This window comes from Pseudoalteromonas sp. P1-26 (genome assembly GCF_001401795.1).
GTDB lineage: Bacteria > Pseudomonadota > Gammaproteobacteria > Enterobacterales > Alteromonadaceae > Pseudoalteromonas.
Window position 1 is genome coordinate 16865 of record NZ_LKDX01000008.1, and the last position, 18173, is coordinate 35037.

Annotated in this window: 20 protein-coding genes; 3 read left to right on the forward strand and 17 right to left on the reverse strand. The window is 40.9% G+C overall.

Annotated elements, in window-relative coordinates; translation table 11 throughout:
• Position 1: 1 nt before the first annotated feature.
• The 10 genes from tmk to yceD form a co-directional block, all read right to left on the reverse strand.
• Complete coding sequence (tmk, locus tag AN394_RS06220) at positions 2 to 628, reverse strand: dTMP kinase (protein WP_054561369.1); 627 nt, start codon at positions 626 to 628, stop codon at positions 2 to 4.
• A gap of 17 nt (positions 629 to 645) precedes the next feature.
• On the reverse strand, positions 646 to 1623 hold the full coding sequence (mltG, locus tag AN394_RS06225; protein WP_054561368.1) for an endolytic transglycosylase MltG: 978 nt from the start codon (positions 1621 to 1623) through the stop codon (positions 646 to 648).
• Entirely contained in the window at positions 1620 to 2432 is an 813-nt protein-coding gene (gene pabC / locus AN394_RS06230) for an aminodeoxychorismate lyase (protein ID WP_054561367.1), read from the reverse strand. Before pabC ends, mltG begins: the two co-directional genes overlap by 4 nt.
• A gap of 57 nt (positions 2433 to 2489) precedes the next feature.
• Positions 2490 to 3728, reverse strand: coding sequence for a beta-ketoacyl-ACP synthase II (fabF, locus tag AN394_RS06235; protein WP_054554715.1), 1239 nt, complete (start codon positions 3726 to 3728; stop codon positions 2490 to 2492).
• Positions 3729 to 3845: 117 nt separating this feature from the next.
• Positions 3846 to 4082: an acyl carrier protein gene (gene acpP, locus AN394_RS06240; RefSeq protein WP_016707440.1), complete on the reverse strand. Its 237-nt coding sequence runs from the start codon at positions 4080 to 4082 to the stop codon at positions 3846 to 3848.
• A gap of 238 nt (positions 4083 to 4320) precedes the next feature.
• Positions 4321 to 5067: a 3-oxoacyl-ACP reductase FabG gene (gene fabG / locus AN394_RS06245; protein WP_054554714.1), complete on the reverse strand. Its 747-nt coding sequence runs from the start codon at positions 5065 to 5067 to the stop codon at positions 4321 to 4323.
• A gap of 11 nt (positions 5068 to 5078) precedes the next feature.
• On the reverse strand, positions 5079 to 6005 hold the full coding sequence (fabD, locus tag AN394_RS06250) for an ACP S-malonyltransferase (protein ID WP_054561366.1): 927 nt from the start codon (positions 6003 to 6005) through the stop codon (positions 5079 to 5081).
• Between the two features lie 70 nt (positions 6006 to 6075).
• Complete coding sequence (plsX, locus tag AN394_RS06255; RefSeq protein ID WP_054554712.1) at positions 6076 to 7104, reverse strand: phosphate acyltransferase PlsX; 1029 nt, start codon at positions 7102 to 7104, stop codon at positions 6076 to 6078.
• A gap of 11 nt (positions 7105 to 7115) precedes the next feature.
• Positions 7116 to 7286, reverse strand: a complete 171-nt coding sequence (gene rpmF / locus AN394_RS06260; protein ID WP_036967969.1) for a 50S ribosomal protein L32 — start codon at positions 7284 to 7286, stop codon at positions 7116 to 7118.
• 10 nt (positions 7287 to 7296) lie between these two features.
• Positions 7297 to 7821: a 23S rRNA accumulation protein YceD gene (gene yceD / locus AN394_RS06265; RefSeq protein ID WP_054554711.1), complete on the reverse strand. Its 525-nt coding sequence runs from the start codon at positions 7819 to 7821 to the stop codon at positions 7297 to 7299.
• 141 nt (positions 7822 to 7962) lie between these two features.
• Between yceD and AN394_RS06270 the strand changes: the two genes are divergently transcribed.
• Together AN394_RS06270 and AN394_RS06275 are read left to right on the forward strand one after the other, a co-directional pair.
• Positions 7963 to 8559: a nucleoside triphosphate pyrophosphatase gene (locus tag AN394_RS06270; RefSeq protein ID WP_054561365.1), complete on the forward strand. Its 597-nt coding sequence runs from the start codon at positions 7963 to 7965 to the stop codon at positions 8557 to 8559.
• 52 nt (positions 8560 to 8611) lie between these two features.
• Positions 8612 to 9694, forward strand: coding sequence for a hypothetical protein (locus tag AN394_RS06275; RefSeq protein ID WP_054561364.1), 1083 nt, complete (start codon positions 8612 to 8614; stop codon positions 9692 to 9694).
• Positions 9695 to 9714: 20 nt separating this feature from the next.
• Here the strand turns inward: AN394_RS06275 and AN394_RS06280 are convergent, their stop codons facing one another.
• Together AN394_RS06280 and rluC are read right to left on the reverse strand one after the other, a co-directional pair.
• Positions 9715 to 10359 (reverse strand): HAD family hydrolase, encoded by a 645-nt coding sequence (locus AN394_RS06280; RefSeq protein ID WP_054561363.1) that lies wholly within the window; start codon positions 10357 to 10359, stop codon positions 9715 to 9717.
• Entirely contained in the window at positions 10346 to 11314 is a 969-nt protein-coding gene (rluC, locus tag AN394_RS06285) for a 23S rRNA pseudouridine(955/2504/2580) synthase RluC (RefSeq protein WP_054561362.1), read from the reverse strand. The genes AN394_RS06280 and rluC overlap by 14 nt, the downstream gene beginning before the upstream one ends.
• Before the next feature lie 619 nt (positions 11315 to 11933).
• On the opposite strand from rluC, the gene rne reads away from it, so the two are divergent.
• Positions 11934 to 15155 (forward strand): ribonuclease E, encoded by a 3222-nt coding sequence (gene rne, locus AN394_RS06290; protein WP_055021026.1) that lies wholly within the window; start codon positions 11934 to 11936, stop codon positions 15153 to 15155.
• Positions 15156 to 15214: 59 nt separating this feature from the next.
• Here the strand turns inward: rne and AN394_RS06295 are convergent, their stop codons facing one another.
• From AN394_RS06295 to AN394_RS06310, 5 genes are all read right to left on the reverse strand, one after another.
• Entirely contained in the window at positions 15215 to 16081 is an 867-nt protein-coding gene (locus AN394_RS06295) for a PhzF family phenazine biosynthesis protein (protein ID WP_055021027.1), read from the reverse strand.
• Complete coding sequence (locus tag AN394_RS06300) at positions 16081 to 16593, reverse strand: GNAT family N-acetyltransferase (protein WP_055021028.1); 513 nt, start codon at positions 16591 to 16593, stop codon at positions 16081 to 16083. The genes AN394_RS06295 and AN394_RS06300 overlap by 1 nt, the downstream gene beginning before the upstream one ends.
• A gap of 38 nt (positions 16594 to 16631) precedes the next feature.
• The gene (locus AN394_RS22020) at positions 16632 to 16796 is read right to left on the reverse strand and encodes a hypothetical protein (protein ID WP_161805749.1); all 165 of its coding nucleotides are present in this window, start codon (positions 16794 to 16796) and stop codon (positions 16632 to 16634) included.
• A gap of 105 nt (positions 16797 to 16901) precedes the next feature.
• A complete protein-coding gene (locus AN394_RS06305) occupies positions 16902 to 17354 on the reverse strand; it encodes a hypothetical protein (protein WP_054561358.1) in 453 nt (150 codons plus the stop codon).
• A 27-nt stretch (positions 17355 to 17381) separates the two neighbouring features.
• Positions 17382 to 18110 (reverse strand): hypothetical protein, encoded by a 729-nt coding sequence (locus AN394_RS06310; RefSeq protein ID WP_054561357.1) that lies wholly within the window; start codon positions 18108 to 18110, stop codon positions 17382 to 17384.
• Positions 18111 to 18173 lie beyond the last annotated feature (63 nt).

The window sequence follows — 18173 nt, forward strand, 5'->3', positions numbered from 1 at the left end:
ATTAATTTAAACCTGCAAAAAAGTTATCAAGCACAGTTGTGATTGCCGCATGTACTTCTGGCATTGTTTGGTTTGCATCCACTGTTTTGATACTGCTATCAGTTTTAGCTATTTCAAGGTAGCGTGCGCGCGTGCGCTCAAAAAAACCTAACGCTTCTTGTTCGATACGATCAAGTTCACCACGGCCTTTTGCACGGGCAAGCCCAACTGCAGGGTCAATGTCTAAATAAATGGTTAAATCAGGTTTTAAACCATTTAGCACCATATCAGCTAAAAAAGAGAGTTTAGTCTGTTCAATACCGCGACCCCCACCTTGATATGCTTGTGATGAAAGATCATGGCGATCACCTAAAACCCAAGTGCCCTTTTCAAGTGCCGGATTAATAACATTAGCAACTAATTGTGAGCGTGCTGCATACATGATTAACAGCTCTGTTTCACCCGTCACTGTTTCTTGGTGAGCCTGTTTGACGATATTACGCAGCTCTTCAGCCATAGCTGTACCGCCAGGCTCACGTACATTAATAAAATCGACTTGCTTGTTTTCTAAATAAGCTTGGCATACGGCAATGGCCGTTGATTTTCCGGCACCTTCTAGGCCTTCAATCACTATAAATTTCGCTGTCATAGACTCAATTCTGGTTGTTAGTTTAATTGGTACTGCTTTACCGCACGATTATGTTCTTGCAATGTTTTCGAAAATTGATGGCTACCATCCCCTTTCGCAACAAAATACACATATTCAGACTCAGGTGGATTAACCGCGGCCAAAATCGCTGCTTTCGAAGGCATGGCTATGGGTGTTGGCGGCAAGCCTTTTATCTTATACGTGTTATACGGTGTATAGGTTTTTAAATGTTTTCGTTTTATATCGCCATCAAAATCAGCACCAATACCATAAATAACAGTTGGATCGGTTTGTAAGCGCATATTGGTTTTTAAACGATTGGTAAATACCGCAGAAATTAATGGTCGCTCAGAAGCAAGGCCCGTTTCTTTTTCGATGATAGAAGCCAGTATTAACGCTTCATACGGTGAACTTAACACCAAATCTGCTGCTCTAGTTTGCCATGCGGTGTCTAATTCCTGCTGCATTTTGTTGTATGCGCGTTTTAATAAGCCGCTGGCACTATCTTCACTGTGGTAGTGATAGGTGTCAGGGAACAACCAGCCTTCTAAATTCTCTTGCGTGTTACTTATCTGCGCCGCTAAATTTTCTGTATCTAAGTCTTGGTTTAAATGCGCTTGCTTTTGAATATTAGCAACAACGTCTCGAAGTGGCTGACCTTCAATAATTGTGAAGCTAAAACTCACTTGTGCACCTTGATTGATACGACGAATATTATCAATAACAGCGCTTGTATCCAGTTCATATAGACCCGCTTTTAAATCGGTAAGCGTAGGATCTAATTTAGCAAGTACCTGAAATTTAAAACAGCTATCAACCCACTGCTTTGTTTGCCATGCTTGGCAAAGCTGATTAAAGCCAGTGCCACGTTCTACTTTAAATAAAGTACTATTTTCAACCTTTAACGGCATTTTTAATGCTGATTGAAGCTGTTGATAGCCAATACCACAACATAGCAATGCTAATAACAGCACGCTAACAATGACTTTTATCACACACTCTCCTTGGCAAACTGCGCCGCTAATAGCGCTTTACTGCATTCAATATCAAACTGTGTATCAGCAATCCGTGCAACGGGAACCACGCCCATTAAACTGTTACACATAAATACGGCATCCATAGCTAAAAGCTCATCTAATTGGATTGCTTTAAATTCAATGGCTAACTTATCACATAAAGCGCTGAGATAAACCCCAGTGATACCGCAGCGGTCTAACTTAGGTGACATAACTTGACCGTCTTTAATAGCAAATAAATTTGCAGCCGAACATTCAATCACATTGTTATCATAATCAAGAACAACAACGTCATCACATTCAAGGCTGCTCATTTGCTTTTTGATAAGCACTTGCTCTAAACGGTTCAATGTTTTTAAGCCTGCAAGTAAAGGTTGATGTGCAAGTTTCACGTCGCTGACTGCTAAGCTTACGCCCTGCTGCTGCCAACTTTTATAGTGTGAAACTGCAGGCATTATACTGATCAGCACTTGAATACTTGGTGTATCTGGTAAGCCATAACCACGCCCACCTGCACCACGGGTGATAACTATTTTTGAAATACCGGTTTGTGTATCACTGATTGCGTGGTTAACTTCACGCTCAATTGCGGTTAAATCTAATTCGGGGAAAAATAGTCTTTGCGCGCATTCTTCTAAACGCGCTTTGTGTAAATCCCAGTGCTCAACGACAGAATTCACCACAGAGGCGGTGGTAAAAAAGCCATCACCATAATTTAAGCCACGGTCTTGCGTGCTTATTGTGGTGTCTGGTGTGATTATTTTTATTGTTTGTTTTAATTTACTCATACAAAAAAGCCCAGTTAAACAACTGGGCTCTTCTTTTTAGTCCGTTGTTAAAAAGAATTATACCTTTTTAAACAGCAACGAGCCATTAGTACCACCAAAACCAAATGAATTACATAGTGCGTAATCCAATTTAGCATCACGTGCAGTATGCGGTACGTAGTCTAAATCACAGCCTTCATCTGGGTTATCAAGGTTGATTGTAGGGCTTACTTTCTGGTCAACAAGTGACAAGATAGTAATGATCGACTCTACCGAACCTGCTGCACCTAACAAGTGACCCATCATTGATTTAGATGAACTTACCATCACATCTTTCGCTGCATCACCAAAAATAGTTTTAACAGCTGATGTTTCGGCTTTATCGCCTGCATTCGTCGATGTACCGTGAGCATTAATGTAACCAACTTGGTCTGCATTAACTTGTGCATCGTTTAGGGCATTTTCCATCGCTAGAGCTGCGCCTGCACCGTCTTCAGGTGGAGACGTCATGTGATATGCATCACCACTCATACCAAAACCAACGAGTTCAGCGTAGATTTTCGCGCCACGTGCTTTAGCATGCTCATATTCTTCAAGTACGATAACACCAGCACCATCAGCAAGAACAAAACCATCACGGTCTTTATCCCAAGGACGAGATGCTGCTTGTGGATCATCGTTACGAGTTGATAATGCACGTGCTGCATTAAAGCCACCCATACCAATTGGTGTCGATGCTTTTTCAGCACCACCGGCTACCATTGCATCTGCATCGCCGTATGCAATCATACGCGCAGCATGACCAATGTTATGTAGACCTGTAGTACAGGCTGTAACGATTGAAATATTAGGACCACGTAAACCGTGCATAATCGATAAATGACCAGAAATCATATTGATAATGGTCGAAGGCACGTAGAACGGAGAAAGCTTACGCGGGCCGCTGTTTAATAGTTTGATGTGGTTTTCTTCAATTAAAGTTAAACCACCGATGCCAGAACCCACTGCTACACCAACACGAGTGGCGTTTTCTTCAGTGATCTCTAGACCAGAATCTTGTAGTGCTTGTACACCCGCTGCAATGCCATATTGGATAAACAAATCCATTTTCTTTGCATCTTTCGGTGACATGTAAGCTGATGCATCAAAGTCATTCAGCAAACCTGCGAATTTGGTGCCGAAACTTGAGGTATCGAAATGCGTGATAGTTTGAATACCACTTTTACCGTTTAACAAACCTTGCCAAGTAGATTCAACATCATTACCTAGCGGTGTCAACATTCCTAAGCCAGTTACGACGACTCGACGTTTAGCCACGGGTTGCCTCCAATAAGGAAATTATTTTAGGTGGGGTGTATACCAAATTTATTAGTATCATTCTATAGATAGACTAAGGGCAGCTTAATGCTGCCCTTAAAATCAAAATGCGTAAAATTACTCAGCGTGAGCTGTAACGTAATCGATTGCAGCTTGAACTGTAGTGATCTTTTCAGCTTCTTCGTCTGGGATCTCAGTGTCGAATTCTTCTTCAAGAGCCATTACTAGTTCTACAGTGTCAAGTGAATCAGCACCTAAGTCGTCAACGAAAGAAGCTTCATGTTTTACTTCTTCTTCTTTAACACCTAGTTGCTCAATGATAATTTTCTTTACGCGTTCTTGGATGTCGCTCATTCTTCTTTCCTTTATTAAAAACGCCAATGCGTTATTTTCAGATTGCGGCGTAGTTTACGCCGCATAATTCTGTGATTCAAGGATTTGCTGATAATTACTTATCTGGTCAAACCTCTCGAATAGTATTTGTTCATTTATCGCTTATTTTCATAGCGAATTCAAGTATGTTTAAAGCAAGATCACAAAAATTTCAACAATTTTCGATAATCTTCCGTTAGCAAATTTTTGCTAACTTTCATTAAACCATGTACATCGCGCCATTTACGTGCAATGTTTCGCCTGATACATACGCAGCAGCGTCAGATGCTAAATAACATACCGCAGCAGCGATTTCTTCAGGTTGGCCTAAACGCCCTGCAGGTACATTTGCAAGCGTAGCTGCTTTTTGGTCTTCAGTCAGCTCGTCTGTCATATCTGTTTGGATAAAACCAGGTGCAACAACGTTCACTGTGATACCACGTGATGCAACTTCGCGTGCTAATGACTTAGTAAAACCAATTACACCCGCTTTCGCTGCAGCGTAGTTAGCTTGACCCGCATTACCCATAGTGCCCACAACAGAACCGATATTAATGATACGGCCATTTTTCTTTTTCATCATAGGGCGTAAAACAGCCTTAGATAAACGGAAAATTGAGCTTAGGTTCGTGTCGATGATGTCATCCCACTCACCGTCTTTCATACGCATTAATAAGTTATCGCGAGTAATACCCGCATTGTTAACTAATACGTCGATATCGCCTAAATCAGCCTTGATCGCAGCAAGTGTCGCCTCAATCGATTCAGGATCTGTAACGTTAAGGGCATAACCTTTACCGTTGTCACCCAGGTATTCACTGATTTTAGCAGCACCTGATTCGCTTGTTGCAGTGCCGGCTACTTTTGCACCTTGTGCAACTAGCGTATTTGCAATCGCTTTACCAATACCACGGCTTGCACCAGTGATTAGGACAACCTTGCCCTCAAGAGAAAATAAATTTGTCATTCTATTCCTACTTATTTCGCTTCATCAATAGCAGCTTGCGTATTAACCGCACCACATACCATTGCTTTATCAATTCGTTTAGCAAGACCCGTTAATACTTTACCTGGGCCAAACTCATAGCTTTGTGTGATACCTTGCGCAACTAATGCTTGTACAGTTTCAGTCCAGCGTACCGGGCTGTAAAGTTGGCGTACTAATGCATCTTTAATTGCTTCACTTGATTGCTCAGCTTTTACATCAACGTTGTTGATTACATCACACTTAGGTGTATTAAATGTTAAAGCCGCTAAATCAGCAGCTAATTTTTCAGCAGCTGGTTTCATTAGTTCACAGTGAGAAGGTACGCTTACTGCAAGTGGTAAAGCACGTTTAGCACCTGCTTCTTTACATGCTTCTGATGCACGCTCAACTGCCGCTTTGTGGCCGGCAATAACAACCTGACCTGGTGAGTTGTAGTTTACTGGTGAAACGACTTCACCATTTGCTGATGCTTCACACGCTGCTTTGATTTCGTCGTCACCTAAGCCGATGATTGCAGCCATAGAACCAACACCCGCAGGTACTGCTTCTTGCATATATAAACCACGATTTTCTACTAGTTTAACGGCTTCGCTTAAGCTTACAACGCCAGCACAAACTAATGCTGAATACTCGCCTAAACTGTGACCAGCCATAACAACATCGGCATCAGGGTTTGCGTCTAACCATTGACGGTAAATAGCAACACTAGCAGTAAGAAGTGCTGGTTGTGTACGATGGGTTTGATTTAATTCTTCTTCTGGACCATTTAGTACAAGTGCAGCTAGATCATAGCCAAGAGCTTCAGATGCTTCAGCGAATGTTGCTTTAGCAATTTGTGAATCAGCTAATAGTTCAGATAACATGCCCACAGTTTGTGAGCCTTGACCTGGAAATACGAGTGCAATTTTATGTGCCATACTTTGCTCTTATAATTAAACAAAAAAATATTCTGTAGCAGGCAGCATAACAAGTTTTAGATATGCTGCACTACTTTGTTGTTGGATGTGTTTGCTCAAAAATCGCAGCGATTTTTTCAGGGAGTTGGCGTTCGACTTCCCGCGCGGCTTCATCAATAGCAGCATGAAACGCCTTTGGTGAGGCATTGCCATGGCTTTTAACAACAATACCGCGCAATCCTACCAGACTTGCGCCGTTATACTGGTCGGGGTTCACCCGCTTGTAGAGTTTTTTTATCACTGGACGCAATAAAAACGCTAAACTTTTGTATAAGAAATGTTTGTGTAAGGCTTTGGTGAGTTTATGCATGATCAGTTTGGCAATACCTTCACAGGTTTTTAATGCCACATTACCTACAAATCCTTCGCACACTATAACATCGGCTTTTCCGCTGAAAATATCACTACCTTCACTGTAACCTGTGTAGTTGAGATATTCACACTGCTGCATTAACTGTGCAGCTTGTTTTATTCCTTCATGCCCTTTGATGTCTTCAGAGCCAATATTCAATAAACTAACTCTTGGGTTATCACACCCAAGTGCCTGCCCTGCTACCACAGAACCCATAATGCCAAATTGATAAAGGGTTTGTGCGTCACAATGCACATTCGCACCTAAATCAAGTAAATAAACAGGGTTTTTACGTTCGGTTGGAACAGCAGAGATTAATGCAGGCCGTTTTACGCCTGGAAGCATCTTTAATACATAATGCGCCATAAAAAATAACGCGCCTGTATTACCAGAGCTTACACACGCTTGCGCTTCACCCGATTTAACTAAATCGAGGGCAACTCGCATTGATGAATCTTTTTTAGAACGAACCGCTGAAGCAGGTTCACACGCATTTGTGACGACTTCGCTACAATGGCGAATAATTAAACGAGGGTGTGAAACAGAATCGAGTGCTTCGAGTTCTTTTAGAATAACTTGCTGATTACCACATAAGATGAGTCTTAAGTTGGTATTAGCATTTACCGCTTGCACGGCAGCGGGGATAGATGAACGGGGGCCGTAATCGCCCCCCATCATATCTAACGCTATGGTTAGATTGGTCAGCATATAGCAATCTCTTAGTTAGAAATTACTTTAACGCCTTTGTAGTAACCGTCAGCAGTTACGTGGTGACGACGGTGAGTCTCACCAGAAACTTGATCTACAGTTAAAGTTGGACCACTGATCGCATCGTGTGAACGGCGCATGCCGCGTCTTGCACGAGACTTTTTGCTTTTTTGTACAGCCATTAGTCTTCTCCTAAGAATCTTTCTTAAGTTGTTTCAAAATATCAAATGGATTTGGTTTGTCATCTTTTGCTGCTAATTTACCAAAGCTAGTAGGCTCTGATGAATAACTGCATGAAGCTTCGTTGTGTGTAGGCACTATTGGAATAGCTAAAATCAGTTCGTCTTCGATTAACTCAAATACGTTGATTTCACCGTTTTCGTCCAGCTCTACTTCATCGTAACCTTCAGGTAGATGATCTGACTCTGCATCCAAACCAATTGGCGAATACACAAAGTCTTGTTCCAAATCCAACCCTAATTCTCCATTACAGCGTTGACAAGTTACAGTTACATGTGTTGATAAGTTACCACTTATTACCACTAAACCTTGCTCGTCAATTTTGCAATGAATCTTTACCGCTATTTCACCTGCTTCCTCCTGCACAACTTGCTCTAAACGAGAAAGTTTTTCAAGCGGGACAATACCGTCATACGTTAAACGATGTTGAGCTGCTTTGCTGGGATGAAGAGTGATGGGAATTTTCACCTTTTGCATAGGGGCTGCATCATATAGATAGTTAGTAAGTTAGTCAAAGTAAAAAACCAATTTTGGTAGGTTTTTAACGATCTTCTGCTTTGTTTTCGGATTCATTGTGGCTTATCCTTGGCAAAATACAATTTTCATCCAGAATTTATTATGAAACCAACACTTATATTAGCGTCAAGCTCACCATTTAGACAGCAATTATTAACTAAGTTTAACTTACCTTTTCAAAGTTTTTCTCCAGATATTGATGAGTCCCCTATCGCAGCTGAAACGCCAGAGCAATTAGTTGCTCGTTTAAGCGAGCAAAAAGCCCGAGTAGCCAAACAACATTATAGTGAAGGTTTGGTAATTGGCTCTGATCAAGTTGCGGTATTCAACGATACAATTTTAGGTAAACCTCATACTAAAGAGAATGCCATTAAGCAGCTATCATCGTTTAGTGGCCATATAGTGACCTTTTTAACTGGTTTAAGTGTATTTGATATACAAAGCGACAAAGCAATTACCACCGTGGTGCCATTTGATGTGACATTTAAAGCACTCACACTTGAACAGATCAATGCTTATTGCGATGCAGAGCAGCCATACAACTGTGCAGGTAGCTTTAAAAGTGAAGGATTAGGCATCTGTTTATTTGAAAAGCTCAGTGGCGATGACCCTAATACATTGATAGGCCTGCCACTGATCACATTAACTAAAGTGCTGGCTGAGTTTGGTGTTGACGTGTTGACATGTCACAAAACTTAGTAAAATCTATTAAATAGCATAGATTAAAATTCAGCTAAAAAGGAAAGGCTTTATGACTCGACAAGGATTGTTAATAACCTTTTTTCTATCAGGGTTAAGTTTGTTTACGAGCAAAATGCATGCCTCACAAGGGTTATTAGAAGTGTACTCATGCAATACGTGTAATTATGAAAAAGCCAAAACAATTGCTAAAGAACACCACGTCAAACCTGACTGCCAAAGGGAACCTTCATCTAATGAAAGGTTACACCTTGGTCAGCCTATTCTTAAATGCGATACATCATCGAAAAACTTGATAATAGCAAATCCATTAGATAAAAGAGCTTTTAAATTTAATGTTAAGGCGACAAACAACTCATCAACTTCTCAAGAAAATGAGATTATTTCAACAATCGAAAGCTTGCCATTAAACACCTCAGAAAAAGATTTATTAAAAACTTTTTACGATATAGACCGAGATTTCAGAACCGCAGTATCGAAAAGTTCTTCCACAACATCCTCTAAAATTCAAAGTCCGCTTGAGCTTAATTCAACGAGTTCAAATAACGAAGATAGCTGTGCCTTACACCCAGTTAATTACTTTGGCAATCAACAATATCAAACCAACCTCCATGAAGATTTAACAAAATTCATAGAAAAAGAACTTTTTGATGCAAATTGGTTTGATAACTTTAAAGCCTCTGATACAACTGAAAGTGTGCTAAAACTACGTAAAGGCGACTCAGGATTTCAAATAAGTCTTCAACACAATGAAATAGGTTCTTATATTAGTAAGGTTTATGGAAGTTCGGATAACCTTTTAAACTTTGAAGTGAAATATAATGGTGAATTTAATATTGGTGGTACTCGTAAATTAAACTTAACTTACAAGTTAAACCGTGGCGCATCAATTATAGATGGTATGGCAATGAACTTATTATTCAGCCCTGTGGTGGATTTAACTGATGTAGCTATTTCAAATTGCCTACTTAAGTTTATTGAGGAAAATAGTAAAGAAATTGAAACGATTGATAGCCACACACGTGGTAATGCGCATTTAGCTGGGAATTGTAACCGAAAAATTAAAAAGGAATTGTGTTCTAATGAACACAATAGCCAAAAATGTACAAACTCGATTATTAGCTTACGTTGTTAGTGTTTAAATTGGCTAAGCAGTTAAAGCAAATATTGCTTTAACTGCTGGTATGAATCAACAACACATAACGGCGTATGTTGTTGCAACTGCGCCGGGCTATGGGCACCAAAACTCACTCCAATACAAGCAATACCTGCGGCATGAGCCATTGCCATATCGAGTTGGCTATCGCCAATCATCACAGCATCACTTTTTGCGATGCCCTGCTCGTGCAATATTTGCTCAAGCATATCTGGAGATGGCTTCGACTGTGCATCATCTGAGCATTTTACATTCAAAAAGTACTTCCCAAGACCTGACTCATTAAGAAGCCTATCAATGCCTTCACGTCCTTTACCGGTAGCCACAGCCAATTGCATACCTGCATCACTTAACTGCTTTAAAACGGATTCTACATCTTTAAATAAAGGTGTAGGTGTAACATCTAACTCACGGTACTGTGCTTTGTAACCTGCAACAAGTTCGTCGTTTAAATGTAAATGCGCCGGAAAAAGCACTTCAGTGGCTTTTGCCAGCGACAAACCAATGACGTCTTTCGCTTGTTGCTCTGTTGGAACAGGAATACCTAAGTCTCGCGCAGTATTTCGCAAGCAGGTAACAATTTTTGGCACAGAGTCCATCACAGTGCCATCCCAATCAAAAATAACCAGCTTAAACTTGTTCATTATCGGCACGTAGCTTTTTGATACAGTTTTGAAGTGCATTATCGAGTGGCGCTTCAACATGCATGGTTGTTTCGTTTTTAGGGTGCATAAAACGTAAATCATGGGCATGTAAAAACAAACGGTTTAAACCAGTCAGCTTATTTACGTATTGATCAAACTCTGCAACGCCATATTTATCATCACACGCGATTGGGTGACCTTTACATTGCGTATGCACACGAATTTGGTGAGTACGCCCCGTTACTGGCGACGCTTGCACTAATGAGCACTCAGCATATCGCTCAAGCACACGAAAACGCGTGTGCGATGGTTTACCTTCGGTATTATCAACACGAACCACACGCTCACCAGACTTCAAGGTGTTTTTACGAAGTCCTTCGGTAACGTTTTTCGTTTTAGAATCCCATTGACCATCAACTAATGCCCAATAGTTTTTTTCCATGGTTTTTTCACGTAACTGTTTATGTAGATCAGTTAACACTGAACGACGTTTAGAAATAAGCAAACAACCTGATGTGTCACGGTCTAGTCGGTGTACAAGCTCTAAACTACGCTCTTCAGGGCGAAGTACGCGAAGCGCTTCGATTAAGCCATAACTTAGGCCACTGCCACCATGCACAGCCATACCCGAAGGCTTGTTGATCACCATTAAATACTTGTCTTCAAACAAAATGGCGTCTTCAAGTTGTTTTACTTTATCGAGTTTTTTTGGCACAAACTCTTCTTTTTCGGCCACTTTAATAGGTGGAATACGAACCACATCATTTAGTTGTAGTTTGTATACGGGTTTTATGCGTTTTTTATTTACTCGCACTTCGCCTTTACGAAGGATTTTATAAACTGCACTTTTAGGCACACCTTTTAGGTGAGTAATAAGAAAGTTATCAATACGTTGACCTAGATGGTCTTCACCTATGGTAACAAACGAAACTTGTAAGCCGGTTTTTTCTGACATTGCCTAATCACTGATTTAAGTAAATAATTTAGTTGCTAACGCGACGGTAATAGTGGGATAATCACCGTCGCGAACATAAAGTTTGCAAGTAACAACGGTGCTTTTATCACATTAATACATTCGTGAAGCATATTCTGGGTTGCCGATCATACAGATCCGCGCTAAGTTTTCCAAAGCTTTTATAATTACCCAGCCAACACGAGCGTTCAATTATCGGCGATGCGCGTAATATATTGCCTGAATAATTTGAGCACGAATGTTGATTAATGAACATAAAAAGCAATTGAACAAGATAAATTGACTGATAGTGACGACGTAGCAACGTCATTCAGAAGCAGCTGTTGTAGCAAGACATTGAATAAAAATTTGAACATGGTCGACTTCGGGACAAAACTCGTAAATTAAAACCGCAGAATTGGCGGCAGTTTTGACACCTATAAGAATTTAATAACGTGAGAACATGTTATTGTCAGCCACACTTAGTGATGCTCAATGTAAGCAAACAACTTCAGGTTTTGACTTTACCCAGTCGTGAGACTGCACAAAAACAACCGTCAGAAACCACTGAACAGACGAGTTTATATCGTCATGTCAGCGACAGAATTAGTAGAGTAACAATATGAAACGTATGCTAATCAATGCGACGCAGCAAGAAGAAATGCGCGTTGCACTGGTTGATGGCCAGCGCCTGTATGATTTAGACATAGAGAGCCCAGGTCACGAACAAAAAAAAGCAAATATTTACAAGGGTAAAATTACCCGTATCGAACCGTCACTAGAAGCTGCCTTTGTTGATTATGGCGCTGAAAGGCACGGTTTCCTTCCTCTTAAAGAAATAGCTCGCACCTACTTCCCACAAGGCTATACATTCCAAGGTCGTCCAAATATCCGTGACGTGATCAAAGAAGGCCAAGAAGTCATTGTGCAAGTTGATAAAGAAGAGCGTGGCCAAAAAGGTGCTGCGTTAACGACTTTTATCAGCGTTGCAGGTAGCTATTTAGTACTTATGCCTAACAACCCTCGTGCCGGTGGTATTTCTCGCCGTATCGAAGGTGATGAGCGTACTGAACTTAAAGAAGCACTAAGCCGTTTAGAACTACCTAAAGGCATGGGCTTAATTGTTCGTACTGCGGGTGTTGGTAAATCATTTGAAGAACTAGAGTACGACTTAAAAGCCCTATTAGTGCATTGGCAAGCGATTCAGCAAGCTGCTGATAGCGGCCCTGCTCCGTTCTTAATTCACCAAGAAAGTAACGTAATTTTCCGCGCAATCCGTGACTATTTACGTCGTGATATTGGTGAAATTTTAATTGATAAAGCACGTGTATTTGAAGAAGCGAAAGCGCATATTGAGCGTTTCCGTCCTGACTTCATGAGCCGCGTTAAGCTTTATCAGGGCGATGTACCACTATTCACTCACTACCAAATTGAAAGCCAAATTGAATCTGCTTTCCAACGTGAGGTTCGCTTACCATCAGGTGGTTCAATTGTAATTGACCCAACTGAAGCACTAACGTCTATCGATATCAACTCATCTAAAGCCACTAAAGGCGGTGATATCGAAGAAACAGCACTTAATACTAACTTAGAAGCAGCAGACGAAATTGCCCGTCAATTACGTTTACGTGACTTAGGTGGTCTTATTGTTATCGACTTCATCGATATGACACCACCACGCCACCAACGCGAAGTAGAGAATCGTTTAAAAGACGCTGCTCGCCCTGACCGTGCCCGTGTACAGATTGGTAAGATCTCACGCTTTGGTCTGCTTGAAATGTCGCGTCAGCGCTTACGCCCTTCATTAGGTGAAGCAAGCCAAGGTCCATGTCCTCGTTGTAATGGTCAAGGTACGATTCGTTCTAACGAATCAATTGCACTGTCTATCCTTCGTTTAATCGAAGAAGAAGCAATCAAAGACAACACATCACAAGTAAATGCACAAGTGCCTGTGGCTGTTGCCGCTTACCTATTGAACGAAAAACGTCGTAGTGTTCAACGCATCGAAAAGCGCCATAACGTTGATGTTGTGATCATTCCTAATCAACACATGGAAACGCCACATTACGAAGTAGTTCGCTTACGTAAAGACGAAACAATCGAAACAGTAAGCTACGAGCAAGTTGTTGCTCCTGAGCCAGAAGCATTTGAAATGGCTAAAGCGCCTTCAGCACCAGTTCGTGAAGAGCCGGTTCTTAAAGGTGTTGTTATGCCTACTACACCTGCACCTCAAGCTGCACCAAAAGCTGAGCAAACGACTCCTGCGGCTAAAAAGTCTGAAGGTGGCTTATTTGCTGCAATTGGTAAGTTCTTCAAGTCGTTATTCAGCAATGCCGAAGAAGAAGCTGAAAAAGAGCAAGAAGAGAAAAAAGCAGCACAAAGACGTAGCAATAATCGTCGCAACAACGACAACCGTCGTCGTAGCAACAACCAACGCCGTCGCAACTCTCGTAATAAACGTCCTGACGATGCACAAGCTAAAGAAGAAAACACAAATACTTCGAATAAGCCTGAGCAAAAAGAAGGTAACGAGAATCGCAACAAACGTCGTCGTAATTCTAACAACAGAAAACGTAATGAAAAACGTAATGATGATGTAGAACAAACGAATAAAGACACTGCACCAGAGACGAAATCTGAGCAACCAAAGGAAACTAAACCTAAGGTTCGTCGTCAACGTCGCAACTTACGCAAAAAAGTTCGCGTAACAGATGAAAGCGCAGATGAAGCAAAAGCAGTACAAACGACTGAAACAACTGAGCAAGCACCTAAAGCTGAAAAACCAGCCAAGCCTGCAAAAGAAAAAGTAGCAGTTGAAACTGAACAAGCAGAACAGCCAGTTGCTGAAAAGCAAGTATCTTCAGAGCCAGTAAAAGCTGACGCTGAGCCTAAACAAACTGAGCAAACTGAATCGGTAGTTGAATCATCAACTGATGAAGATCAAGCTCAACCTCGTACACGCTCTCGTCGTTCACCTCGCCACTTACGTGCCGCAGGTCAACGTCGCCGTCGCCCTGAGCATGATGAAAAGTCAAGTGATGACAAAGCTGATGCGCCAGCATTTATTCCAGTTGCCGATCAAGCTGCTGCTGAATATGAAGCTGAGCTAAAAGCAAAACAGGCTCAGGCTGAAACTGAAGAACCAGTAAAAGCTGAAGAGCCAGTTAAAACTGAAGAGCCAGCTAAAGCTGAAGAGCCAGTTAAAGCTGAAGAGCCAGTGCAAGCTGAAGAGCCAGTTAAAACTGAAGAACCAGTGCAAGCTGAAGAACCAGTGAAAACTGAAGAACCAGTTAAAACTGAAGAGCCAGTGCAAGCTGAAGAACCAGTGAAAGCTGAAGAGCCAGTGAAAGCTGAGGAACCAGTTAAAACTGAAGAGCCAGTGAAAGCTGAGGAACCAGTTAAAACTGAAGAGCCAGTTAAAACTGAAGAGCCAGTTAAAACTGAAGAGCCAGTTAAAACTGAAGAACCAGTGAAAGCTGAAGAGCCAGTGAAAGCTGAAGAGCCAGTGAAAGCTGAAGAGCCAGCACAAGCTGAAGAACCAGTAAAAGCTGAAGAGTCAGTACAAGCTGAGGAACCAGTTAAAGCTGAAGAACCAGTGAAAACTGAAGAGCCAGTGAAAGCTGTAGAACCTGCTAAAAATGAAAAAACTGTTTTAGTAAAAGGTTCAGCAAGCGCTGCAATGGCAAAACCTACGCCAGTTGCAGATAGTGAGCCAGAGCCAACACCAGCGGCTATGGCGCATGACAAGCGTGTAGCTATTCCAGATAGCGGCCTTCGTGCAGGTTCAATTAAACCTGCTGGCAGAGCCCGTGCTGATATGGCAAAAACCTTAGCGGCTGAATAATTTAGTCGCTTAAGTAAAAAAGCCGCGTTTATAACGCGGCTTTTTTGTGTGTAATGTTTTTAAATAACAACCTGTTGAGTACCTAGGTGATTGGCGTAACCACCTACAAGCACTTTGCTTACCCCCTGCTCATCCGAATAAACACTGGCTGAAATGTGTGAACTGCACCCCATTGCTCTGCCTTGTTCAAACATGAAACGGTTTTCTTGCTGTATAAATACATGTTTTGATAAATAGCATGCAAGCGCGCCACTGGCGCTACCGGTTGCTGACTCTTCGGGTATACCAACCAAAGGCGCAAAGTTACGACAACTTGCAGTCAGCTCACTTTGCTCTTCACATAATTCAAAGGCATGCACACCAATCACGTTATGCTGTTGGCAGAACTCGCTAAGCGCTGCCTCATCAATAACAATTTGATCTAAGTAGCCATTCGGCACAGAGACTATAATATCCGGCAATCCTGTAGTTATTACATCGATTGGTAAGCCTGTTTCTGCTAGAGTAGTTTCATCAAGTCCTAATAAGCCTGCAAGGTCGTCATAAGCAAAGTTGCCTAGGTATTTTGGCAAGGCTTGCTCCATGGTAATTTGCCCGTCTTCGGCAATTGTTACACCTAACAAACCCGCTTTTGTTCGCTGAGTGTAATAACCGGGTTTTAATAACCCTTGTTCGAAGAGCGTAGCAAACACCGCTAGGGTTGCGTGGCCACAAAAATCAACTTCTTCCGTTGTCGTAAAAAATGACACTGCAAAGTCAACTTCATGATCTTGCGCCACAAATGCGGTTTCTGAATAGCCAATTTCTTTTGCAATAGTCAGTTTTTCTGCGCTGGTGAGTTTATCTGCATTCAACACGACACCTGCTGGGTTGCCGCCTGTATTATTTGCACTAAACGAGTTAACTAAAAATGCAGTTATTATCATTATTGTATGCCTTGGTTTAAATTAAATTCATAAAACAACATGCCATTTTCCTTAGATGCTTGCTCTTCAAAAGCCAATTTTTTTAAAAGTTTAATTGATGGTGTATTTGATTCATCAACACCAGCAATGAGCTTATGCCAGTGTGGCTGAGTATCAGCCAAGTTTATAAATCCCTGCAATAACTCAAATGCAAGACCCTGCCCCCAATATTGCTCAGCTAACAAATAACCAATATGAGCATTATGGTTTTCGGTATATATAAATAAAAGCCCAACAACTTCTTGATGTTCAGATTGCAGCATTAATAAGCGGCACTCGTTAAGCATGTTAGCCAACCACTTTTCAGCAGCAGCTATAGAATCAATACCTTGAAAATAACCTGGTAAGTTTGCAATTACAGCAGGGGTTAATATCGTTGGTAAGGCAATCGTTAATTGATGATGCTCATCCATTGACGAGCTTGCGTCTATTTCAATCACATTTAATCTTTTTGTAGTGAAAGATAAATTCATTTTTCATCACCTAGTAAAAGCAATAACAAAGTGAATTATTACTTAGACCATTTATTTGAAACAACTAAGATTGCAACACTAACGCTTATTACAGCAAATAAAAGACCTATAAGCAGTTGCTGGTATGCAATGAAGATTGAAAACCCAATAGCAGCACCGATACAAAAAAATAGCCCAGTATTAGCTTTGTTACGTTTTATCATGGTCGCGTCCCTTATTTAGCCACTGCTTTATTCCTAGTACTCATTTTTTACATTACTTCTGCCCTGAATATCCATGTTGCTGCAAGGCAAAATTATTAAATGAAGTTACTTTTCTATGACCTCTAGTACATCGTATTCATATTTTGAAATTTTTATTGCATAGGCTTTACTGCGCCACTTACTTCTCGACTCAGCGGATACATTTGCATGATCTAGCGTTGTTTTAATCATAAGTAAGAATGAATCATCATGTTCTACAAAACTAACGTATTGCCAACCTTTGGATTTTGGTAATTCAAATAAGGCTGGAACTTCGTAAAGATCGCCTGTATTTACTGATATGAATAACCTAGCATTTGGGCAAGTTTGATATTCACCATCACATTCAGTCTGCGACTCCCAGCTTTGAATGACCCTAATTTGCGGGAAAGATTTATTCTTATAAAGCACTTCCATAGAAGAAAGTATAAAGCTAAGTTCAGTATTAGACAGCTTCTGAACCGATTTAGCCTGAAAGCTTGACGCAAGCATTAACAACACTAGAACCCTGTACTTCATATAATCAACCTTGTTATTCGGTATTCATTACTGTTTCGGTAAGTCAGGGTCGAGCTTCCCGCCTTCGTTGATATAAACGCTGTCCTTTATCAATTCAGACAAGTACCCTGCATAGCCTTTTAACTCAGGATCAGTCACCAATTTCAATGATGTTTCCAAATCGTCTAAGTAATCTACATTTTTATTTTGCTCTGCAAACTGTTTTGAGTAGTTAGTCGCCAGATAAAGATATTCAAGTCGTTTATATCCATCTAAATCTCCATTTAGGGCATGTTGAATATCTTTAAATGCTCTAGCTCGATAATTATTTGCCTTATCAAGGTTCCCTAAAGACTGCTGCCAACGAGCAAGGATTCTTAGTAACTTATTTTTAAAAAATTCATCTTTTTCGCGAAGTGCGTAAGTTTGCTCGAGCAAAGCTAACTTTTGCTCGAGAGTTGGCTTCGAAATGTGTTGAGACGCAAGAAATTCCGTTATTCTCTCAATTTCTGCAGGTTTAAGTTCGTCAAAGTCCCCAGTTAAAGCTATAAAACCCGATGTTTCGCAAAACCAAATGCCATTTCTATCCGTATGCGGCCAAAACACCTGATCATATTTTGATGGCCAACTGTAAATATAACCACCATAGCTTGCAGGCTCAGCAACCGCACATTTTGCACCCTTAACGATTGGGTCATCTACTTCTAACTCTCCCCACGTTGTTGAGTTAGCAAAAGATGATAAAACCAATAAAGCCACTGATAACTTTTTTTTCATAAAAACTCTCTTATAAATATCTTTAAAAATTAGATTTGTTGTTACATCTTCACGATATTCACT